General features: G+C 45.4%; 18 protein-coding genes and 1 pseudogene. 6 read left to right on the plus strand and 13 right to left on the minus strand.

Annotated features, from left to right (window positions below; genetic code table 11):
• Positions 1 to 132: 132 nt before the first annotated feature.
• Positions 133 to 2,937 (minus strand): glycoside hydrolase family 3 N-terminal domain-containing protein, encoded by a 2,805-nt coding sequence (locus H8S54_RS03230; protein WP_186900905.1) that lies wholly within the window; start codon positions 2,935 to 2,937, stop codon positions 133 to 135.
• 383 nt (positions 2,938 to 3,320) lie between these two features.
• Here H8S54_RS03230 and H8S54_RS03235 point away from each other — a divergent pair, with 383 nt between their 5' ends.
• Together H8S54_RS03235 and H8S54_RS03240 are read left to right on the plus strand one after the other, a co-directional pair.
• A complete protein-coding gene (locus H8S54_RS03235; RefSeq protein WP_117849416.1) occupies positions 3,321 to 4,025 on the plus strand; it encodes a LytR/AlgR family response regulator transcription factor in 705 nt (234 codons plus the stop codon).
• A gap of 205 nt (positions 4,026 to 4,230) precedes the next feature.
• Positions 4,231 to 5,481, plus strand: coding sequence for an ATP-binding protein (locus H8S54_RS03240; RefSeq protein WP_243176606.1), 1,251 nt, complete (start codon positions 4,231 to 4,233; stop codon positions 5,479 to 5,481).
• Between the two features lie 161 nt (positions 5,482 to 5,642).
• On the opposite strand, the gene H8S54_RS03245 is transcribed toward H8S54_RS03240, so the two are convergent.
• The 10 genes and pseudogenes from H8S54_RS03245 to H8S54_RS03285 all read right to left on the minus strand — a co-directional run bounded on the left by H8S54_RS03245 (position 5,643) and on the right by H8S54_RS03285 (position 15,071).
• Complete coding sequence (locus H8S54_RS03245) at positions 5,643 to 6,089, minus strand: DUF1934 domain-containing protein (RefSeq protein ID WP_021925187.1); 447 nt, start codon at positions 6,087 to 6,089, stop codon at positions 5,643 to 5,645.
• Positions 6,090 to 6,207: 118 nt separating this feature from the next.
• Positions 6,208 to 7,029, minus strand: a complete 822-nt coding sequence (gene murI, locus H8S54_RS03250; protein ID WP_117849418.1) for a glutamate racemase — start codon at positions 7,027 to 7,029, stop codon at positions 6,208 to 6,210.
• A 17-nt stretch (positions 7,030 to 7,046) separates the two neighbouring features.
• Positions 7,047 to 7,196, minus strand: a pseudogene (locus tag H8S54_RS18770) (DUF6783 domain-containing protein); the annotation flags it as partial.
• A gap of 87 nt (positions 7,197 to 7,283) precedes the next feature.
• Positions 7,284 to 7,514 carry a hypothetical protein gene (locus tag H8S54_RS03255; protein WP_178105240.1) on the minus strand — a complete coding sequence of 77 codons (231 nt, stop codon included), beginning with the start codon at positions 7,512 to 7,514 and terminating at the stop codon, positions 7,284 to 7,286.
• Positions 7,515 to 7,637: 123 nt separating this feature from the next.
• On the minus strand, positions 7,638 to 9,446 hold the full coding sequence (locus H8S54_RS03260; RefSeq protein WP_186900907.1) for a GerAB/ArcD/ProY family transporter: 1,809 nt from the start codon (positions 9,444 to 9,446) through the stop codon (positions 7,638 to 7,640).
• Positions 9,443 to 11,098: a spore germination protein gene (locus tag H8S54_RS03265; protein WP_186900908.1), complete on the minus strand. Its 1,656-nt coding sequence runs from the start codon at positions 11,096 to 11,098 to the stop codon at positions 9,443 to 9,445. Before H8S54_RS03265 ends, H8S54_RS03260 begins: the two co-directional genes overlap by 4 nt.
• A 242-nt stretch (positions 11,099 to 11,340) precedes the next feature.
• Entirely contained in the window at positions 11,341 to 12,015 is a 675-nt protein-coding gene (locus tag H8S54_RS03270; RefSeq protein WP_021925183.1) for a GntR family transcriptional regulator, read from the minus strand.
• 12 nt (positions 12,016 to 12,027) lie between these two features.
• The gene (ispE, locus tag H8S54_RS03275) at positions 12,028 to 12,882 is read right to left on the minus strand and encodes a 4-(cytidine 5'-diphospho)-2-C-methyl-D-erythritol kinase (RefSeq protein WP_021925182.1); all 855 of its coding nucleotides are present in this window, start codon (positions 12,880 to 12,882) and stop codon (positions 12,028 to 12,030) included.
• 141 nt (positions 12,883 to 13,023) lie between these two features.
• On the minus strand, positions 13,024 to 14,580 hold the full coding sequence (locus H8S54_RS03280; protein ID WP_186900909.1) for a DUF3794 and LysM peptidoglycan-binding domain-containing protein: 1,557 nt from the start codon (positions 14,578 to 14,580) through the stop codon (positions 13,024 to 13,026).
• 80 nt (positions 14,581 to 14,660) lie between these two features.
• Positions 14,661 to 15,071: a protease complex subunit PrcB family protein gene (locus H8S54_RS03285; RefSeq protein ID WP_021925180.1), complete on the minus strand. Its 411-nt coding sequence runs from the start codon at positions 15,069 to 15,071 to the stop codon at positions 14,661 to 14,663.
• Between the two features lie 186 nt (positions 15,072 to 15,257).
• Here H8S54_RS03285 and H8S54_RS03290 point away from each other — a divergent pair, with 186 nt between their 5' ends.
• Positions 15,258 to 15,998, plus strand: a complete 741-nt coding sequence (locus H8S54_RS03290; RefSeq protein WP_173767694.1) for a lysophospholipid acyltransferase family protein — start codon at positions 15,258 to 15,260, stop codon at positions 15,996 to 15,998.
• Here the strand turns inward: H8S54_RS03290 and H8S54_RS03295 are convergent.
• Entirely contained in the window at positions 15,993 to 16,955 is a 963-nt protein-coding gene (locus tag H8S54_RS03295) for an AraC family transcriptional regulator (protein ID WP_186900910.1), read from the minus strand. The two genes, H8S54_RS03290 and H8S54_RS03295, sit on opposite strands and share 6 nt — an antisense overlap.
• Positions 16,956 to 17,206: 251 nt before the next feature.
• Here H8S54_RS03295 and H8S54_RS03300 point away from each other — a divergent pair, with 251 nt between their 5' ends.
• The gene (locus H8S54_RS03300; RefSeq protein ID WP_186900911.1) at positions 17,207 to 19,618 is read left to right on the plus strand and encodes a glycoside hydrolase family 3 protein; all 2,412 of its coding nucleotides are present in this window, start codon (positions 17,207 to 17,209) and stop codon (positions 19,616 to 19,618) included.
• 20 nt (positions 19,619 to 19,638) lie between these two features.
• Here the strand turns inward: H8S54_RS03300 and H8S54_RS03305 are convergent, their stop codons facing one another.
• On the minus strand, positions 19,639 to 20,157 hold the full coding sequence (locus tag H8S54_RS03305; RefSeq protein ID WP_186900912.1) for a nucleoside recognition domain-containing protein: 519 nt from the start codon (positions 20,155 to 20,157) through the stop codon (positions 19,639 to 19,641).
• Positions 20,158 to 20,487: 330 nt separating this feature from the next.
• On the opposite strand from H8S54_RS03305, the gene H8S54_RS03310 reads away from it, so the two are divergent.
• A complete protein-coding gene (locus H8S54_RS03310) occupies positions 20,488 to 20,637 on the plus strand; it encodes a hypothetical protein (protein WP_178105242.1) in 150 nt (49 codons plus the stop codon).
• Positions 20,634 to 21,548 (plus strand): LysR family transcriptional regulator, encoded by a 915-nt coding sequence (locus tag H8S54_RS03315; protein WP_186900913.1) that lies wholly within the window; start codon positions 20,634 to 20,636, stop codon positions 21,546 to 21,548. The genes H8S54_RS03310 and H8S54_RS03315 overlap by 4 nt, the downstream gene beginning before the upstream one ends.
• Positions 21,549 to 21,675: the final 127 nt, after the last annotated feature.

A 21,675-nucleotide genomic window follows, 5' to 3' on the forward strand; every position in this document is an offset into this window, starting at 1 on the left:
ATTGTCTGCGACAGCCAGCCAGACATCTGCTTTTCGTTAAAGCTGTTATCTTACGTAAATTTAAAGCCCGGCAAAGATTTCTCTCTGCCGGGCCATACTAAGCATTGACCAAGGCTTAGCTTAATATTTTATTTATTTGTTTGCTGCTTCATATGCAGAGTAGTCAAAGTTCTGTACCTTTGTAAGAGGCTCTGCTGTATATTTAGCTGTACGGTCATCATCGATCTTTCCGGACCAGTTAAGACCAAATGCAAAGTCATAAGTATTTCCTGCTGCATCTGTGTAGCATTCCATATCACGAGGAACATCCTCAAGCTGAGCTTCAACAGCTTCCATGTTTACAGGCTGCTGGAATACAAGGAGACCAGTTGGCTCTGTCTGTCCAAGGATAACTTCTGCTACAATATCCTCGCGCTGCTGGTTGTAGTTTACAAGGATTACGTCTGCAAGAGGCTCAACCTCATCCCAAACCATTCCACGCTCCATCTTCATGGAAACGATTACCGGAACATCACCTGCGTTCTCGTTTGCATACTGAAGCGCTTCCAGATCGCCATAGTTCGGAACCTCGTGTGCGGTTACACCCTTATAAGAACGGTTCTCTTTTGTTCCGTCTTCAAGAGTTTTTCCACCGATGGAAACTTCACGAGCTGTATCAGCTGTGTACTCGCCATACTGAAGGGATGCCGGATACCAAACCTCCTCAACATCGTCAGAAACCGGCTCGCCGCCGAATGCGCCTGACAGATGAGACTCATAGGAAGTAGCATATGCGTTTGTCATACCAACAAGTACATAGTCGCAAGCTGCGATCTCGTCTGCTGTTGCACGTGTAAGATCATCTTTTGTATAGGTTGCATTTCCTTCAGCGTCTGCCTCACCGGTAGGATCGCCAAGAGTATCTGTTACAACATTGAAGTACTGGCTAAGCTTGTCAATATCCATTCCCGGAGTCCATGTTGGAGTTCCTTCAGAGATACCACTCATCCATGTTGCACTCCATCCTGTGTTGTATACATATGGTACATATACGGTTGGTTTCTCAGAAGCAGCACCGTCAGCACTGATTGTTCCGTCGTTCTTAAGCATAACGATGGATTCTCTCTGGCCTTCTTTTGCGAAGTCGCTGGAACCGTCTGTTGTGATGATTGTATCAGCATAAGCTGTATCTACATATGGATTCTCGAATGTGTTAAGGTTCATCATTACAGCAACGAATTTCTCTGTTGCTGCACGCATAATCTCATCAGCTTTGTCCTGGCCGTCACGATCAACAAGAACACCATAAGCTGCTTTTGCTGTATCAACATCGCTGTATCCGCCAAGAAGGTTTACGCCATTTTCCCAGCTTGTTGCGATACGGTCAGCTTCTTCAAGGTCTTCAGCTCCCCAAACACCAGCGAACTGATATACACCCCAGTCAGTGATCTTAAGGCCTTCGAAGCCTGCCTCATCAAGCATGCCGTTCAGATATGTATTGTAAGCACCGGCCCACTCTCCGCCGTATGGGTTTCCGTCAGCGTCAACGTCAATACCATACTGTGTCATGATACCTGTAGTACCTGTTTTTCCAGGAAGGTTGAATGCACCATCAAAGAATGTGATCAGGTGTGCTTCCAGATTGTTTCCTGGGAATACTGCATAACGTCCGCCATTTGCATGGTCATCACGTCCACCTTCTGTGGAACCGTCACCTGAGAAATGCTTTGTGAAGCAGTATACGGACTCATCGCCCCATCCAAGATCTTCACCGTTCTCATCATATGTGGACTGCATTCCATTGATATATGCTGTAGCAATGTCAAGTGTAAGCTGCGGATCCTCACCGTATGTGCCGCCTGAACGGAACATGATCGGGGAAGCAATATCAACCTGCGGTCCGAGAAGTGCATTCACACCAGCTGCACGATATTCTTTTGCTGTCTCCTGGCCGATTTCAGCTGCAAGCTCTGTATCCATTGTGGATGCCAGGGAAAGAGTCTCAACAAGACCGGAAATGTTAGCCGGGTCAATGGAGATCATAGCCGGGATTCCGTAGAAGCTCTGCTCTGCAACTGCCTGAATTGCGTTTGCCCATTTTGCATGAGCAGTTCCGCCCTGTTTAATGTTACGGGTAACGCCGCCGCGTCCGCCCTGCATTAAGTAAGTATAAGAACCATCATCCTCAGCAAGAGGCTCTGTTGTGAAATCGCCCCAGCCACCGTGTGTCAGGACTGCTGCCATTTCCTCGCCCTGCATCTGGTTCACCAGATCAGCTGCACGCTCTTCTGTAGAAAGTCTCCAGTCCTCATATTTATCAAGCTCACCGTTCTGGTTCATATCCTTGAATGCATAGCCATCAGCTTCAAGAAGTTTTACTGCAGAATCAGCTGCCAGACCAAGAGTATCTCCATCTTCGTTCTCAACTTTAATCCAGCCATCTTCTGTAACGGAGATTGTATATTTTGCATCTGCACTTGGAACAATTCCACCAATTGCATCTGTTGCATCAGAAGCTTCCTCAGCCTGTTTGTATGGATCGTCTGCATTTGCAGCCTGCTTATACGGATCATCTGTAGCTGCTTCAGCCTGCTTATATGGATCATCTGCGGCTGCACCTGCCTGCTTATACGGATCATCTGCGGCTGCACCTGCCTGCTTATACGGATCATCTGCGGCTGCACCTGCCTGCTTATATGGATCATCTGCGGCTGCACCTGCCTGCTTATATGGATCATCTGCGGCTGCACCTGCCTGCTTATACGGATCATCTGCGGCTGCATCTGCCTGCTTGTACGGATCATCGTCTGCGGCTGCTGCCTGCTTGTATGGATCATCTGCAGCTGCCTCTGCCTGTTTGTATGGATCATCTGCAGCTGCTACCGAAACTGCTGCTCCGCTTGCTGCCATACTTGCAGTAAGCATTAACGCCATCAAACGTCTGGTTCTCTGTTTCATATTGTTGTCCTCCTTTTTGTAAGAACTTAACTTTGTTCCTCGCTGTAATAAGAATATAGCACAAATCATTTCATTCTTTGCTTTACTTGCATAAATTGTTGTTTTTTTGCATTAATTGTTAAAAGTCCCGGTTGGTTAGTTATGTCTTTTGTTTATTATGCACATTTGTATGGTTTATTTTTTGTACACTATTTCTAATTTCATTCATTTTGCAATTGTACTATGATGTTAAAAGGGCTGGCTGGTTTTTACCACTTGCACGCCCTGCGTAAACTATATATAATAGGAAAAAGCATGAACATAACATCTGATAAAGAATAACCAGATAACCATTTTTCACTCTGGTTTTATTATATTTATACGAACAGAAAAGGAAAAAATATATGATCAGAATTGCAATTGTGGAAGATGAAGAACAATACGTACAGCAGTTAACGGAATATCTTCAGGAATACCAGAAAAGTTCTAATGAAGAAATTGACATAACCGTATACCGGGATGGAGATGAGATCACTTCCAAATATAAATCTCAGTTTGATATTATTTTGATGGATATCCAAATGAAATTCGTAAACGGCATGACTGCCGCAGAAGAGATCCGCAGCGTTGATTCCAGCGTTGTCATTATCTTTATTACCAATATGACCCAGTATGCAATACAGGGATACAAGGTGGGGGCTATGGACTATATTCTGAAGCCGATCTCCTATTTCGCATTCAAGGAACGCCTCAATCAGGCAATTTCCAAGCTGAAGCACAGAAGCAGCAATTATGTTGTAATTCCTGTGAAGGGCGGAATTATTCGTCTTGATACCTCCGATATCTACTATATCGAAAGCCAGGGACATAATCTGATCTATCACACCTGCACCGGAGTTTACACAGCCTCCGGAACTATGAATGCAGCGGAAGAAGCCCTCACAAGCTATGGATTTTCCCGTGGAAACAAAAGCTATCTGATCAATCTGGCACACGTAGATGGAATCCAGGATAAATGTGCTATGGTAAAGGGCGAGAGCTTACAGCTAAGCCGTCCGCGTCAGAATGCATTTCTCCAGGATCTTACCAAATATTGGGGAGAAAATTAATATGTTACCATTATCCATATCTCCGAATATACCAAGAATTTATACTGCAATTGCAGAATGGCTTTCCTGTATGATCTGTCTCCTGGAAGTTAAGCATCGTGTAAATACCAGGCGCTTCATACTTATTTCTGCAGGCGTCTTATTTTTGCAGTCCATTTTCCTTTATCTTACTCCCGGGCTGGACAATTTACTGTGGATCTTATGTATGGCAGCTGCAGGACTTATGATGTATGCTTTTATTTATCTGTGTGCAGATGTGAACTGGAAGGATGCCGCCTATTACACCATACGCGCTTTTGTAATTGCAGAGTTTGCAGCTTCTTTTGAATGGCAGATTGATCTGTTCTTCCATGAAAGATCTTCACTTACTCCTGTACCGACGGGAAGCAGTATTCTGATCCTGGTTGTTTGCTATGCCATCTTATTTGGAATATGCGAGCGTCTATACCGACGCTACCAGTCAAAAGAACAGTCTCTGAATATTACAGGCAGAGAGCTGGCCTCTTATGCCATCATCGGACTGGCTGTTTTCTGTATGAGCAATTTCGGGTTCGTTGCTCCCGATCTTCCTTTTTATGGAAATTACTCTGACCAGATTTATAACGTAAGAACCCTGGTGGATCTGGGAGGCGTTGCCATTATGTATGCTTACCATGTGCAGCGTATGGATCTTCGCGTGCGTTATGAGCTGGAAAGTGTCCAGAATCTTCTTCACAATCAGTATGCACAGTATAAGCAGGCCCGTGAGGCAGTGGAATTGATCAACTACAAGTATCACGATCTGAAGCATCACATCATTGCCCTGCGTGCAGAGGAAAATATGGACAAGCGCAATGCTTATCTGAATCAAATGGAAGAAGAGCTGAAGAATTACGAGGCACAGAATAAAACCGGAAATAATGTGCTGGATGTTATGCTTACTTTGAAGACACTGTATTGCCAGAAGCATGGTGTTACCATGACCAGCGTTATTGATGGTACACTTTTTGATTTTATGAATGCGATGGATATCAGTTCTATTTTTGGAAATGCGCTGGACAATGCTATAGAATGCGAGCTGAAGATTCCAGATAAAGAGAAAAGGCTGATCCATATTAATGCGCATGCCAGAAAGAACTTCCTGATTATTCTGTTCGATAATTATTATGAAGGGGATATGAAGCTGGGGAACGGGCTTCCGGAAACTACCAAAAAGGATGCGCAGTTCCATGGGTATGGACTGAAAAGTGTGCAGTATACTGCTCAGAAATATGGCGGCGCGGTGGATGTGAGCGCCAATGATCATTGGTTTCATTTGAAGATTTTGATTCCAATGCCGGCGCAGACGGAGACGGCGAAGGCGGGTTCGGACGGAGCTGCTGAAACAGTGAACACAGTTGCTGCGACTGCAGCCACAGAGACAACGAAAGCTGCTGCAAATACAGCCAGGGAAAAAAATAACAATACTGCAATATAACAATACAGCCAGAAAGCACTTCTATTTTTGAAGAGATTTCTGGCTGTAGTTTTTTGTGAACAAATTTTGCTGCTTGTCTTTCGTCTACTTTGATATCTTTAAGTTTGGTCTGTTTTATTATCTTGAAAACCCCACCTGTGGGAAATTGGCTTCATTATTTCCTACAGCACAAATCCTGCGGCACTTTTGCCTTGTGCGTGAATATCCAGACAACAGTCTGCCACATGCTCCTGGTTTAAATCCAGGGAATAATTCACCTTCATATCAAGGCGGCTGTCGCTCTCTTTCAGTTCCAGATTGGTAGCGGAAATGCCCATTTCCAGGGTTCCAAAAGAAGTCGTGTAGAACGCCATGTTGCGCTTGCCCTGTTCAAATACCATGTGGGTATTTACCTGGCCCTTCTTGCGAACTTCCATTCCTTTCGGGGAAATCTTGATATAATTTACTGTGGGATCTCCGTGATCCTCCAGCATTTCCTCATAACGAAGATAGTGGCTGCCATTGCGGAAATAATACTCTCCCGGAACCACGATCTCAATCGGCTCATCCCCTTCCGGGGCATCCATCATATGTAAACCTTTTACATGAATTAAAACTTCTTTTTCCATGATTTTCTATCCATTTCTTTCTAACAGTGCAATCTGAATTAAATTCAGATTCGTTTTCTTTTGTATAATTACCTAAGCTTCTGCTAATAGTATTGATTCCAGGTTCTACATGTAGCTGTCAATATTTTTCAATATCAATCTTCTGTGTTTTCTCTACATCGAACGGCAGAATTGAGTTCGCAAAACCTTTGAATTTCTCCGCTAAATCGCTTACATAAAAGCGATATGGGAAATCGGACTGGCCCTGGCCTGTACTCTGCATATTCTGCTCCTTCAGAAGCTTTCCAAGCTCAAGAGCTGTCTCATATGCCGGATTCACCAGCTGAACACCCTCCCCCATGATCTGTCCAATAGTGGAACGAAGCAGAGGATAATGGGTACATCCAAGAATCAGTGTATCAATACCCTTTTCCTGAAGCTCTTTCAGATATCTGCTGGCAACCTCCACTGTCACTGGATCGTGTGTCCATCCCTCTTCTACAAGAGGAACAAACAAGGGACAGGGCTTGCCGATTACCGTAATCTCCGGGTCAATCTGCTTCAGAACCTTGGCATGAGTTCCGCTTTCAATGGTGCCCTCTGTGGCAATGACACCTACACGCTTGTTTCTGGTAACCTGCGCAGCTACCTTCGCACCAGCTTCGATCACACCTAAAATAGGAATATCAAATTCTTCCCTTACTGCATCCAAGGCAAACGCACTAGCAGTGTTGCAGGCAACTACAATCGCCTTCACCTGCTGCTCTTCCAGAAAACGGATAATCTGGCGGGAATAGCGAATAACAGTCTCTTTGGATTTGCTTCCATATGGAACACGGGCGGTGTCCCCGAAATATACGATTTTTTCTGACGGAAGATTCCGCATGATCTCGCGGGCAACAGTCAGTCCGCCGATACCGGAATCAAATACGCCTACAGGGGCGTCTCGGTCTATCTTCATTCATCTATCTCCAAATTCTATATTTCTTCCATTCTGTTCCCCCATTTTAACACCAAAGCACCGGGCTTGCAAGTATTTGTAAGCCCGGCACTAAACCATGTTTGTAAAAGCCTTTCTGCAAGATGTGCGTCACAATTTGTGGGAGATTTTGCCTGGATGAGGGCGTCGTAGTGGGCTACGACAACCGAATTCGGGTGAAATATACCGCAAAGTGGGGCGTGCAGATTGCCAGACAAAATTTAGCAATAGCATCATCACTTTACCAGATTCTGGAAAGTCTCCATAATCCAGAAATGAATTCTCGGCTTTGCTGCTTCTTTCTCATTCTCATCTGGATTCTCCATAAAACAGAACTGGGGATAAATGGTTCCCCACCAGGCGAGAAGCTCCGGGCTTTGCTTTTCATTTCCTATCACTGGGAAAATTAGTGAAGCAGACAAAATGGCAACGAATACATGATATTTTATTTTTCTTAAATACAACATAGGAATACCCCGCAAAATAAATTCTGCGATTGCATTGCTTAGAGCATGTTTGAAAAAAGCTCTAATACCGCAATCGCTTATTAACAGGAGTATTCCCGGGATTCTGTGTCTGTATTCAAACTTTTAAAACACTACTTCCAATTCTTCCCCTTGAATTATCAGATCTGGTAATGCGGGAAGGGCGCCGCGGTCGTACATTTCGTGGTAAAGCTCTCGCAGGGTGACAGCCTGGCTTGGGCTGCCGTCTGGGTTATTTTCCAGAAGTCCCAGAAGGTATTCTCCCAGGGATGTTTCCTGGGGACTGCCCCAGCCTACCGCCTCCGCCGCATTGCTGCTGCGGAAAACATATACATTTTCTCCTATGGTGGGCTCCTGTTTCAGGTATTCCAGCACCTGTTCCCAGCGCCCGCCATCCAGAAGAGACTGCCCCAGTACCAGAATTTCAAGATGTCCCATGTCCAGATATTTCTCCTGGGTGCGGCTGTAAAGCTGCTCTATCTCCTGAAAGGAATCTCCACTAACTGAAGGCGCTGCATTTCCCTGGTCTTCTCCGTTTTTCTCCTGTCCGGTTGCTTTTGGCAAATCGGGCACGCCATAGGTCAGCTGAAATTTTCTATCTTCTATATCCGCGCCAAGAGCCAGCGGATACATCCGCTTCTCCGGCTCCACGCCGCCGCAGCCCGACAACGTAAAAAGCGATATCCCCAATATAATTACAACTACGCTGCACCTTCTTACATAATTACCTAAGTTTAATCCCTCTGCTGCTTTTCTCTGCCGAGCTATGTTAATCGAATTTTTCCCCCATCCTGCTCTATTTCTTTTTTTAAGATTACTGGGCTCTGCTTTTTTCTTCCACCGCTTTTTTCCCATTATAAAAAAGATGATCTGAATAATTAACATCCCTGGTACAAAAATGCAGCCCAAGTACATTTCAAAATAATCACGGATTCTAATGCCGCGAACTTCAGTCACCATGACAACGAAAACCAGCAAACCTATCCACACCCGCCCGGTCCCAAGCCCGGTCTTTTCCACAATTAAATGGCCGTAATGCAGAAAACTTCCCACAGAGAACAAAAGACTGTACAGCAGAAATCCCATCCAAAGTACATCGAACCGCGCCAACACATTTCCTGGCAGGTCCGCGCCTGCAAGCAACGGCAAAATGGGGTAATTTTCATATCGCAGCCGTCCCCAGCCAAAGACTGCCGGCAGAAGCAGCTCCGCGAGAATTAACAGCACTCCCAAAGTAACTACTGCCAAGACCACTGTTTTCCCGATACTTTTTACATTTCCTGAATTTCCTTTTTTCTCTACATGTTCTAATAAAAAGGGCAGCAAACTAAGTCCGGAAAATGCACAGATCACATAATATCCGCTCTGCAGAATCCTTCTCCCGGAAAATTCAGAGTTCCACAGCATTTCCTGGAAATACTCCCATCTTCCCTGTCCGGCTGACAAAAGCAGCATCAGCACAACCGCCACAAGCACCAGTCCGCCTGATACCTCTCCAATCCGCCCTCTGCGCTGGATTCCCCGGTGAGTACCAAGACTGCACACGATCAGCGCAATCACACACAGCCACACTTTCTGCACTCCCGTACCAAGACTTACGGATACAATCTCTCCCAGAAGATCCAGCAGAAACGCCGCTCCCAAAATGCAGTAAACAAGATAAAAAATCCCCATCAGCCGCCCCAAGATTTTCCCCGCAGTTTTACACGGATTGGCGAAAGCATAGCCCAGCCGAATAAGAAAAATTACATAAAACAAAAATACCGCAACCGCCAGCAAAGTTCCAGTCAATCCGCTAAGTCCCTGATTCCGCCTCCCACGGAAAAGGCAAAGCAAAAATGGCGCAATGAAGGCGATCACGATCTGCCGATAAAGCTGCCGCTGTGAAATCCGGTTATTCTCTGCAAATTTCATTCACTCTCGCCTCCGTTCTTACCAACCTTGCTTCTTTCTTTCGGATCTTTTTGACTTCCCGAATTATGTGTTTCCTCTACTTCATTCTTTCGTAGCTTTTCTTTTTCCCAATTTCCAGAACCTTCTTCTGACTCATTCTGTCCCTCTTCTTCCTTCGCAGATCTCGTCCTCCGCAGCCGCACACTTTCATCCTCTTTGGCATACATCGGCCTTTTCCACCTTTTCCGAAAAGGCACCCTCAGGATTCCTGTTCCCGTCCCGTTTTCCCTCTTATATTTCACAAAGGGAACCAGATAGGGCACCCCGAAGCTGAGAAGTCCCGCCAGATGAGACACTGTCAGATACACCCCGATCACAATTCCAAAAATCCCCAGATATCCCCCCAGGAACAAAAAGAAATATTTCAAAAGCCGAAAAGCCGACGCAAACTCCTCATTTGGAATCGCCAGCGAGCCAAGAGCTGTGATTGCCACCACCATAACCACAATGGGGCTGACCAGATTTGCCTCCACAGCTGCAGATCCCACGATCAGGCCGCCTACAATTCCCATTGCATTTCCCAGTGCTCCCGGAATCCGCACTCCCGCTTCCCGGATCAGCTCAAAGGACAATTCCAGAAGTACCAGCTCCGCAATACTGGAAAAAGGCACCCCTTCCCTGGCCTGGGCAAAAGACAGAATCATATTCGTAGGCAAAATCTGTGTGTGAAACCGGATCACCGCCAGATAAAGCCCGGGAAGCAAGGTTGCCGCCGCCAGTGCCACATACCGCAGTGCCCGGAGAAAGGACGCCATCTCAAACCGATTGTACCAGTCCTCACTGCTTTCCATAAAACTGTTAAATACGCCCGGAAGAACCAGCGCAGAAGGCGAGTTGTCACACAACAGCACCACTTTTCCATTCAGGATTTCCTTGGATGCCCGGTCCGGCCGCTCCGTAGTCTGATACTGGGGAAAAGGGGAAAACCAGGAATCCTCTGTCAGCTGTTCCAGCATTCCGCTATCCAGAATCCCGTCAATCCGAAATGCTTCCAGCCGTTCCTTCACCTGCTCCAGAAATTCCTCCCGCACCAGATCTTCCATATAAACCATCTGCACCAATGTATGGGAACGTTCCCCTATATAAAATTCCACCACCTTCAATCGGGTATCCCGAAGACGTTTCCGAATCAGGGCGGAATTGGTTTTCACGGAATCGGAAAAGCCCTCTTTGGAACCACGAAGCACCTTTTCCATTTCCACTTCCGTAACACCCATGCTGGGGTATCCGGCGCTGGAAATTTTCATTGCCTGGTCAAAGCCATCCATAAAGAACACAGCATCTCCAGAAAGTACCCCGGTGAACACCTGCTCCATATCCGTCAGCTTTTTCACATCTGCAATTCCCAGACTGTTATATTCCACAAATTCCTGAATCTGCGCCGGCGAAATCTCCCAGAAGTGCCCGATCATTTTTCCAAGTGCGGAATCCTCCAGCATCATATTGGAAGTCGCCACCTCAATGTAAACCATCAGGCAGTCCACCTTGCGCTCCTCGCCGAGGCGCATCCGCCTGATCTGAATATCCCCGCAGTCCTGCAGGCGCTCCCTTACATGCTTCTCATTTACACGAATGTCCTTTGAAATCATAACAATATTATCATTTTTGTTCATTTAAATCACCATATATAATTTCATAGTACACTGAAAATTAAGTATCTGTCATATTGACACAGGACGATTTTTTCATATACAAGATAAACTAAGAATGTGTTACAGCGACTACGACAATCTACATAGCCGTAATATATGGATATCCTGCAAGTCATTATGGTAATTTCCTAATATTTGCTGTACTACAATAAAAAAAAGACACCAGGTATCTCTCCCAGTGTCTCCCAATTCTAAAATTCTATTCATTCTTCCGCTCTGATTGCCTGGATGATTCCCATCCTCTGGTTCTCCAGGTGCTCGAAGGACAACTCCTGCGCCTTCTTCACATCCCGGTTGCGGATTGCATCGGTAATCTCCTCATGCTCCTTCACCAGACGGTTTCTCGCCTCATCTTCTTTTAGATACTCCACACGGTACCGATAAATCTGCTCTCTCAGATTATTCAGCACCTGCATCAGACGCTTATTATCTGCTGCCCGGTAAATAGCCTCGTGGAAATTCACATCCGCTTCGGCCATCTTCACCAGATCACCTTCGGCTGTGCTCTTCTGGAAATCCTGTGCTGCCAGTTCCAGTTCCCGCACATCCTCGTCTGTCATATTGGCGCAGGCCTTCTCAATAGCCATATTTTCCAGAGTGATTCTTACCTCCAGAACATCGTTCAGATCTTTCTCCGTAATGTTGGCAACCTGGGCACCTCTTCTTGGGATCATCACCACCAGGCCCTCAAGCTCCAGCTTACGCATGGCCTCACGGATGGGAGTTCTGCTCACTCCTAACTTCTCCGCAAGGGCAATCTCCATCAGTCTCTCGCCCGGCTTCAGCTCCCCTTTCAGGATTGCCTGGCGAAGTGTGTTAAAAACAACCTCGCGCAATGGAAGATACTCATCCATATGCACTGTGAAATCACTTGTCATTCGTATTTCCTCCTAAAAGACTTCCGTCGCAAAAACAGTCTTAGCCAGCTTGCTTTCCCTAAGTACTGCTGCCGCCTGTTCCATCTTCTCTCTGCTGTCAAAAATTCCAAAAACGGTAGGGCCGCTTCCGCTCATCATTGCCTTGCGGGCTCCGTGATTCTCCATCAGATCCTTGATTTCCTGAATAACCGGATACTTCCCGATGATTCCCGGCTCAAATACATTTCCCATTCTGGAAATCATTCCATCCAGATCACCTTCACGGATGGCAGTTACCATCCCGTCAATATCCGGATGCACTACGGCAGGATCATCTAGCTTCAGATTCTCGTAAGCTGTTTTAGTGGAAACATTTACTCCTGGCTTGCCTACCAGGACATAACACTGAGGAACTCTTGGAAGCCTGGTCAGCTTTTCACCGATTCCCTCTGCAAGAGCAGTTCCCCGCATTACGCAGTATGGCACATCTGCTCCTACCTTCACAGCGCGCTTCATCAGATCTTCCTCAGAAAGGCCGAGACCAAAAATCCGGTTCACTCCCACGAAAGCTGCTGCCGCATCAGAGCTTCCCCCAGCCATACCGGCTGCCACCGGAATGAATTTCTCCAGATTCATCGTCAGCCCCTCTTCAATATGAAATTCATCCATCAGCATTTTGGCGGCTTTATAGACAAGATTCCTTTCATCTGTGGGAACATACGGGATATTGGTGGTAAGCGTAATTCCCGGCTCTGCCTTTTTCTCAATTTCAAGCACATCATACATCTGTATGGTCTGCATGATCATGCGGACTTCATGGTAGCCGTCAGCGCGCTTCCCAACTACATCAAGTCCAAGATTTATTTTTGCAAGTGCACGTAATCGCATAATTCCCCTCCGCTTTTGTACTTTGTATACAATCTCTTACTTTTCTTATTGTAAAATATTTTTGTATTTTTTTCAATACATATGCGGAGGATTTTTGTTGGGGAAATTTATCATTACGCTCTGAAACGTTTGAAAAACAGGCTATCCTTCCACTTTTTTCACCAGCAGAAGCGGCATTCCCGGTGTTACCTGGTCGCTTTCCAGCTCGTTTAATGTGCAGATTTCCTCCACCGTTGTATAAAAATGCTTTGCAATATCCCACATAGTGTCCCCGCTTTTTACCACATAAACCGTGATTCCAGGCATTGCCTGGATTTTCTGCATGTCAAGGGGCTGCTCCTCTACCTTGCTGATGATCATCCTCTTTTCACACTGAAGCACCAGCACATTCAGGCTGATCACGGCTTTCACTTCGATTTCATTGCTGTCGATCATGGAGGTGGACAGCTGCTCCAGATCTGCCTGCAGGAAAAAGGTGCTGTCCTCAGTGATTCCGTTTGCCTCTATCACATGGGAAAATGGCAGCATGCCGTCAACGGAATAGAATGGCATCTCATCATTTCCTGTGATGTAAAGTATTTTCAGGAATACCACGCCTTCCGCCTGGATTCCATTTTCCACTACCTTTGTCTTTTCCACTTTGACTCTGCCCTGGCTGTGGCAGATCTGCAGGATTTTTCCTTGGCTTTCCTTCAGCTCGATCCGGTCAGAAACACGGCACTTGGAATCATTTCGCACCAGCAGGCTTTCCAGGCATTCCTCTTTTCCCTGTAAAATACACTCCTTCAGCGGAGAATATACGTCCAGGATCAGGTCGTGCTCTTCTTCCCGGTAAAGCTTCATATCCAGTTCCAGAACCACATCTACAGAAAGAACCCGCTCTTCCCCATCTGCGTCCGGCTTCACCTCTATGCTCTGGTGCATAACGGAAGCCGCAATGTTGGGTATCATGTCAGCCGTGCAGCCTGTGCAGTCCAGCTCTGTGTTAAATGGCAGCACATACTCTGCCCACTGAAGGGGATTTTCCTCATCCTCGCCGGAATAAAGGACGAAAACTGCCAGCTCACCCCTGGCTTTTATCATGTTGTCTTCCAGTCTCAGGTCAAGCCCGCGCACCTCAATGGTGTTCCACAAAAGCATATCGATATTAGGCTTGTTTGAAGCCAGGGTCACCTCATCCTTGATGCGCAAGGTATCCTTTTTATGTACCATCAGGCTCATCAGCTGTACCTTTTTCTTTTTCACGGAAATGCCATCCTCACTGATTTCTACCGGAAGCTGGATGCCTGTCATCTCATCTACCACTGCGTAAAAGGTGACGATTGCCTTGATATTCAGTTTTCTGGAATGGATCATGTGCACGCTGAGATCTTCAATTTCCCACTTCAGGCACATTTTGTCACCGCCTGCAATTCCTTCCAGGTTCAGGGTCTCATCAAAGGGAAGCTTTGCCGCCAGGCTGCAGACTTTCTGGTCCTCTTCCCCCACATAGAGCACATCCGCGTTCAGGTTTCCGCTGATAAAAGCCTTGCCTTCGCTAAGGCGCACCTCGTCCATTACAATATCGCCTTTGCTTTGGATCAGCCTTCCCATATCCGGCTTTGCGTCCGGCACATTGTAATCCGCGTCAAAGGTTACCTGGCTGGTTGCCCGGCTTTTTACATGAAGCATCTGTACACTTTCTTTTCTTAATTCCACTGCTCTCCACTCCTTTTGATTGATTAAAATTTCCCATATAAACTTTTGCGATCTGTCAAAAAGCCTCCCCAGGATATCTTCTACTCAAAAATCACAGGTTCCTTCCTGTAAGCCATCTTTACCACAATATAAGGATAAGACGGCGGACTTAAGGTAATTTTGGTATCTGACGGTCCGATTAGTTTTGTTTTGAAAAATATGGCCTGGGAGGTCACACCCAGTTCTTCCACCTGGATGCTGTAGCCTCCGCTCATCTGCTGTCCATAGCCTTTTATCAGAAACAGCTCCTTTTCGCTTTGATAGGTCATCTGAAATTCTTTTCCCTTCTTTTCCTCAATCAGGGCCGTCAGTTCTGCGGGCAGATTTTCCTGTTTTACAATGGAATATTCCAGAGGCTTTCGCGGCTCTTCCTCGATCTTAATAAAACGGCATCCTCCAAGAAAAAGCAGCGACCATAGAATCAGCCCCAGAACTGCTGCTGTTTTTTTCATCCGGTCACCTCAGTCTCCCCTGTTACTGCTTTGTTGCTCACAGCAACCTCCATTTATTTTATTCTATGTGGAATAAAAAAGATTTATTGCAAGAATTTTTCAAATTACATATAATAGACGTAAACACCGTGCAGCAGAGCGTGCTCTAAAAGGCTCTGGCACAGAATACAGAAAGGGAAATATCATATGATTCGTTTTATTTTATGCGTGATCGTCGTGGTTGGATTCCTGATTTTATCCATTCCGATTCTTCTTGTAGAATGGATTATCGGCAAGTTCAATCCCATGGCGAAAGAGATCAGTTCTCTTCGGATCGTTCAGGCGGTCTTTCGGTTCATCCTGTGGGTAGCCGGGGTGAAGCTTACGGTCATTGGGGAAGAAAATGTGCCAACGGACACTCCGGTTCTTTACATTGGAAATCATCGAAGCTTTTTCGATGTACCAATTACTTACCCCCGCTGTCCCATCCGCACAGGCTACATAGCCAAGAAAGAGATGGAAAAGGTGCCGTTGCTTTCCACATGGATGAAGCGTCTCCACTGCCTGTTCCTTGACCGCAAGGATATTAAGCAGGGACTAAAGACTATTCTCGCGGCTATTGAGAAGGTGAAATCCGGCATTTCCATCTGCATTTTCCCAGAAGGTACCCGCAGCAAAAATGAGGATGAGCTGGACATGCTTCCGTTCCATGAGGGCAGCTTCAAGATTGCCACCAAGACAAACTGTCCGATTATCCCAATGGCCATCAGCGGTTCCGCCGACATCTGGGAAAGCCATTTCCCAAGGATCAAGAAGACCCATGTCATTCTTGAATACGGCAAACCAATCTACGTAGACCAGCTGGAAAAAGAGGACAAAAAGCACCTGGGCGCTTACACCCAGAATATTATTCACGAAATGCTGGTAAAAAACAGGGCGCAGTTATAACGCCCTGTTTTTTCGTCTCACCGCTTTCGGTGACTGGCCGTAGCGGTCTTTAAATTTCAGCAGAAACCCTTTGTAGTTGGTGATTCCGTTTTTGTCCAGGAGGAATGTGATGTTTTCGTCAGTTTCCAGGAGGTCATTATAGAAATGTTCCATGCGGATCTGGTTTACATAAGCAAGGAAGGTCTGTCCAGTGTATTTGCGGAAAAGACGGCAGAAATGTTCGGGGGTAATGGATAAAAGTCCTGCCGCATCTGCCAGGGAAATAGTTTCGCCGTAATGTGCCTGCACATACTCCATGCACAGCTTCATCCGCTCCAGATCCCGCAATGCCCCGTGACTGCCGGAAGCCTCTTCCTCTGTTCGGATTCCTTCTGTGTAAAGAAGAAACAGCAGGCGATAAACAGCAGCCAGAACCAGCAGATGATAGCCCTCCTTTTTTTCCTGGTAAAGTCCGTCTATCTCGTGGAAGATTTCTGCCATCTTAAAATTCAAACTCGCTCTTGCCATGTCTCTATGTTTCTCACCATCCGCAGAATCTTCCGGTATTAATTTCTGACCGTCTTCCATCCTCAGTTCCTGAAAAGATTCCCTCTCCTTCTCCAGGTTATGCTCATTTATACTTCGATCTCCCGGTATAAACTCCTGAAATTTCAGCGAATTCCACCTGGGGGAAACTCGCTCCAGATGAACAGGCGGGATTTGAAGGAGAAAATACCTGGCATCCTCATGGGTATAAGTGTAATGAATATCATTGGAATTCACCAGAAAGATGTCCCCTTTTTTCAGTTCATAGCTCACATCATTAATAGATGCCGTAATCGCCCCGCCTGTCACGTAAACAATTTCCAGGTGTTCGTGCCAGTGAGCCGGCAGAAGCTGATCCCAGGTATTTACAAATGTAAAATGAAGTTTTCCAGGATGATCGTCCAGCACGTTTTCATATTCCGCGTTCATCATTTCACCGTCTTTTCCACAGCGTGTTTAAAAATTTTCTGTTCACTTTGCTAAAGTCAAAATACACCCTATACTTTCAAATAAACTATACAATATTTCCTGTAAAATATCAAGAAAGCCCTACAAAAGAAGCAATAAACCATCTAGCACATACAACTATTTTCCAGTACAATAATCCTACAAAATACAAAACTGCCAGACAAACGTTTAAAAATTGCATAAAAAATATTTTATCCCAAGGAGGACACCTCAAAATGAACAAATGGACCCGAGTTAAATTTCAGCCAAACCTTCCATTAAAAGAAAGCGGCCGCGTAACCGCAAGCAAAGAACACATCCAGCTTTCCAAAGAAGCAGCCAGGGAAGGTATGGTTCTTCTGAAAAATGAAAATCACCTTCTCCCGTTAGCAGAAGGCACCCGCATCGCACTTTTCGGCAAGGGAAGCTTCGACTATGTAAAAGGCGGCGGAGGAAGCGGCGACGTTATGGTTTCCTATGTACACAATCTATATGATGGACTGAAAATGCAGAAAAATGCCGTACAGATTTATGAACCATTATCTGCATTTTACAAGGCAGACATCCAGCACCAGTATGAAAAAGGTGCTGTTCCCGGAATGACTGTAGAACCGGAGCTGACGGCAGAGCTTGCTGACGGTGCCAAAGCCTTTGCGGATGTCGCCCTGGTTGTAATCAGCCGTTTTTCCGGCGAAGGCTGGGATCGTTCCAGCGTTGAGTGCAGCAACGAATTCAATCCCTGGGACAATGAAACCACTATGCCGAAAATTTCCGCAGAAGTTTTCCCAGATGGAGATTTCTACCTCACCGCCCGCGAAAAAGCAATGCTTGCTATGGTAAAGGAGCGCTTCGAAAACATCGCTGTTGTTCTCAATATCGGCGGCGTCATCGACCTTTCCTGGATAAAAAACGATGACCAGATTGGTGCTGCTCTTCTTGGATGGCAGGGCGGCATGGAAGGCGGACTTGCCATGGCAGAGCTTCTTACAGGAAAAGACAATCCATCTGGCAAGCTGGTTGATACCTTCGCAGCATCTGCAGACGATTATCCATCCACCGCAAACTTCCACGAATCCTTTGATTATGTAAACTATACAGAAGACATCTACGTAGGCTACCGCTATTTTGAAACCATTCCAGGCGCACAGGAAAAAGTCGTTTATCCATTTGGCTACGGACTTTCCTATACCACCTTTGCACTGGACACCACCGCAATGTGGGAAACAAAAGACCATATTTTTGCAGAGATTCAGGTAACCAACACAGGTGATATGGCTGGCAAAGAGGTTGTACAGCTTTATTTTGAGGCACCTCAAGGACTTCTGAAAAAACCATCCCGCCAGTTGGCCACCTTTGCCAAAACCCGTCTTCTTCAGCCAGGTGAAACGCAGCTGATCCGCCTTTCATTTGCAAAAGCAGACATGGCTTCCTATGATGATCTTGGAAAAATCCAGAAATCTGCATACATTCTGGAAAAGGGTACCTACAAATTCTTTATTGGAACATCGGTGAGAAACACAGAAGAGGGCATCCAGACCATGGAGCTTTCCCACAATATTATCACCAGACAGCTTACTGCCCACATGGTTCCAAGCAGTCTGAAAGAGCGCATGCTTTCTGATGGAACCTTTGAGGCACTTCCGCAAACCCAATGCAATGACATGAACCAGTGTGTATTTGAAAAAATGATTCCCGGAACCGAAGAGGGAATTACCCCCGGCATACGTGGCTGTGCACATGGTGCTCTTTTTGATAACTATGGCAAAAAACAGTTTATTGATGTGGCAGAAGGCAAGCTTTCCCTGGATGATTTTATGGAACAGTTAAGTGATGATGACCTGATTCATCTTCTTGGCGGCCAGCCCAATATGGGCGTTGCAAATACCTTCGGCTTCGGCAATCTTCCGGATTATGGAGTTCCGTCTATTATGACTGCTGACGGACCTGCCGGACTTCGTATCAGCGGTGACTGCGTCATCAACACAACTGCATGGCCTTGCGCGACCCTTCTTGCATGCACCTGGAATCCTACACTTGTACAGCAGGTCGGACAGGCTGGTGCAAAAGAAGTGAAAGAAAACAATATCGCCGTATGGCTGACGCCTGCGGTAAATATTCACAGAAATCCTCTGTGCGGAAGAAATTTCGAGTACTATTCCGAGGATCCGCTTATTGCCGGAAAAATGGGCGCAGCAATGGTAAAGGGTATCCAGTCCCAGCATATCGGTGCTTCTGTAAAGCATTTTGCAGCGAACAACAAAGAGACAAACAGAAAGCACTGCGATTCCCGTGTTTCCGAAAGAGCTCTCCGCGAAATCTACCTGAAAGGCTTCGAAATCATAGTAAAAGAATCACAGCCATGGACCATTATGTCCTCTTATAATGCCATAAACGGACATCGTGCCTCCGAGAACCATGAGCTTCTGGAAGACATCCTAAGAGGCGAATGGGGCTTTGAAGGTATGGTTACCACAGACTGGTGGACCAGGGGAGAGCACTATAAGGAAATCAAAGCCGGAAACGATGTAAAAATGGGAACCGGATTTCCGGAACGTGTAAAAAAAGCTATGGAAATGGGACAGCTTGGACGTGCTGAGCTAAAGCACTGCGCAAGACGTGTTTTGGAACTGATTCTGAAAATTGACTAATAAATGTACCAAAAACCTTTTTAATTTACGATCAAAATAGCAGCCATTATTCCCACAACCGTAGCAAGAAGTGCTCCCGGAAGAGTGAAACGGGTTTTCTTCACCTTTGTCATGCCGAAATAAACGCTCATACAATAAAATACACTTTCCGTTGCGCTTAGGATAATGGCTGCCATAAAGCCGATGGTGGACTCTGTTCCATGTTCCTTAAAAATGTCCAGAAGCAGGCTTGCCGCTGCACTGGATGAGAAAAGACGGACCAGTGCCAGAGGGACAATATCCCCGGGAATTCCAAGGGGACTGAGGATTTTCCCAAGAAGATCTCCCATATATTTCAAAAGGCCAGAGGCGCGAAGAACACCAACTGCAATCATAAGTCCGATTAAGGTTGGACAGATTGATGCAATTGTTTTCAAGCCCTCCCGGGCACCATCAAGGAAATCCTGGTAAACATCCCTTTTGGACAAAAGACCAAAGCCAATGATTCCAAATAAAAGAAAGGGTATCATAAGATCGGACAGATATAACATGAATTTCATCTGGAACCTCCTGTTTCAGGTAAAACTGATACTATATTTCATTCTGAATAAGATCAAAAAAATATGTTCAGAAATACTTTATAAGGTATGCCAGACATTGAAATAAATGATTATCCAGGAAAGATACTCTTCAAGATTTTTTGTATTGATCCCGCCCCTTGATTCATCTGATGTATTTATCGGATATTCTATTGGTCAAAATGCAATACTGGAATTTTGTCTAAATTTCTATATCTGTTTTTGTACATTTTAGCATTTTGACATTGAACCTGAAACACATTATCATAGGAAATAAGCTGCCTAATGAAACCATTCTGTCGGAACGTCTGAATGCAAAAATATTGTAGTTCCAAGACTGGTTCCTGTGTTGCAGATGCCATTGCAGCTCATGAGCCCCTCCGGACACAGGATGCCATGTATCTGCATCTGGTTTACAACCGTAAGAGAATTCAGATGATTAAAAAAGGAGACCTTATATGACACTGCAGCAAATAAGATATTTTATCAGCGTAGCTGAGTCCGGCTCTATCAGTGAAGCAGCCAAGCGTTTGTTTACAGCTCAATCAAGCATTTCCAGTGCTATTAAGGAAATAGAAAACACATATGACATTACTGCATTTATAAGAGAAAGCACAGGCGTACGTCTTACCAGAAGCGGCGAAGAGCTTTTAATTGAGTTTAAGGGAATTCTAAGCCGTCTTGACTACCTGGATGAGAAATATAACGGTTCCAAAAAACGGCCTTTAGGTCTGTCCGTTTCTGCCCAGCATCACATTTGCGGCATGGCCTCTTTTATTTCTGTCATCAATAAATTAAATGAACGCTATGGTTCCTATCACTGTGGTTTTTATGAATGCCGTACCTCAGAAGTACTGGATCGCGTAGAACGGGGACTGGACGATTTGGGAATTATTTTTTTCACAGAGCATAGCAAAGGACAGATGATTCAGGAATTAAGAAATCGTGGTATTATTTTTAATCACATTGTTTATCAGACAGCTCATGCTTACATATGCCAAAACCATCCACTTGCCAATAGCCAGGAAATTAATATTGAAGAAATGATACAATATCCTTTTATTTCCTATGATCGTTCACCTGACACGAACCCTGCTTATACTGATCTTATCATTCCAAATTATCAGGTAAAAAAAATAATCCATGTTTCTGACCGGGCAGCGTCCTATTCTGCTATGCGTTATTGCCATGGATTTGCTATTGGAAGTGGTTACAGATCTTTTGATAGTAATTACAGCGACATTATTTCTCTGCCTGTCAAAAACGGAGTTCGCCTTGAAATAGGATGGATTTTGCGTCAAAAGCATACACTTTCTGATACCGCCAGCCGTTTTGTGGAACTTTTAATGCAGAATGAGGCTGTTTCTATGTAGATAAAAATCTGACGATTTTCTTATAAAATAATAATGCAGTGAGAAAACACTTTTCTTGATATAGCGAAAAAAGCGATGGCTTCCCATCGCTTTTTGGTATGTTCGCAGAAACCAGCTCTCATGTTAT

It is taken from the genome of Blautia segnis (assembly GCF_014287535.1).
Lineage (GTDB): Bacteria > Bacillota > Clostridia > Lachnospirales > Lachnospiraceae > Blautia_A > Blautia_A acetigignens.

What these genes read in the sequence shown, in the direction of transcription:
- H8S54_RS03230 (WP_186900905.1), bottom strand. Translation starts at nt 2,937, where the DNA reads ATGAAACAGAGAACCAGACGTTTGATGGCGTTAATGCTTACTGCAAGT.
- H8S54_RS03235 (WP_117849416.1), top strand. Translation starts at nt 3,321, where the DNA reads ATGATCAGAATTGCAATTGTGGAAGATGAAGAACAATACGTACAGCAG.
- H8S54_RS03240 (WP_243176606.1), top strand. Translation starts at nt 4,231, where the DNA reads ATGGCAGCTGCAGGACTTATGATGTATGCTTTTATTTATCTGTGTGCA.
- H8S54_RS03245 (WP_021925187.1), bottom strand. Translation starts at nt 6,089, where the DNA reads ATGGAAAAAGAAGTTTTAATTCATGTAAAAGGTTTACATATGATGGAT.
- murI (WP_117849418.1), bottom strand. Translation starts at nt 7,029, where the DNA reads ATGAAGATAGACCGAGACGCCCCTGTAGGCGTATTTGATTCCGGTATC.
- H8S54_RS03255 (WP_178105240.1), bottom strand. Translation starts at nt 7,514, where the DNA reads ATGTTGTATTTAAGAAAAATAAAATATCATGTATTCGTTGCCATTTTG.
- H8S54_RS03260 (WP_186900907.1), bottom strand. Translation starts at nt 9,446, where the DNA reads ATGAAATTTGCAGAGAATAACCGGATTTCACAGCGGCAGCTTTATCGG.
- H8S54_RS03265 (WP_186900908.1), bottom strand. Translation starts at nt 11,098, where the DNA reads ATGAACAAAAATGATAATATTGTTATGATTTCAAAGGACATTCGTGTA.
- H8S54_RS03270 (WP_021925183.1), bottom strand. Translation starts at nt 12,015, where the DNA reads ATGACAAGTGATTTCACAGTGCATATGGATGAGTATCTTCCATTGCGC.
- ispE (WP_021925182.1), bottom strand. Translation starts at nt 12,882, where the DNA reads ATGCGATTACGTGCACTTGCAAAAATAAATCTTGGACTTGATGTAGTT.
- H8S54_RS03285 (WP_021925180.1), bottom strand. Translation starts at nt 15,071, where the DNA reads ATGAAAAAAACAGCAGCAGTTCTGGGGCTGATTCTATGGTCGCTGCTT.
- H8S54_RS03290 (WP_173767694.1), top strand. Translation starts at nt 15,258, where the DNA reads ATGATTCGTTTTATTTTATGCGTGATCGTCGTGGTTGGATTCCTGATT.
- H8S54_RS03295 (WP_186900910.1), bottom strand. Translation starts at nt 16,955, where the DNA reads ATGATGAACGCGGAATATGAAAACGTGCTGGACGATCATCCTGGAAAA.
- H8S54_RS03300 (WP_186900911.1), top strand. Translation starts at nt 17,207, where the DNA reads ATGAACAAATGGACCCGAGTTAAATTTCAGCCAAACCTTCCATTAAAA.
- H8S54_RS03305 (WP_186900912.1), bottom strand. Translation starts at nt 20,157, where the DNA reads ATGAAATTCATGTTATATCTGTCCGATCTTATGATACCCTTTCTTTTA.
- H8S54_RS03310 (WP_178105242.1), top strand. Translation starts at nt 20,488, where the DNA reads ATGCAAAAATATTGTAGTTCCAAGACTGGTTCCTGTGTTGCAGATGCC.
- H8S54_RS03315 (WP_186900913.1), top strand. Translation starts at nt 20,634, where the DNA reads ATGACACTGCAGCAAATAAGATATTTTATCAGCGTAGCTGAGTCCGGC.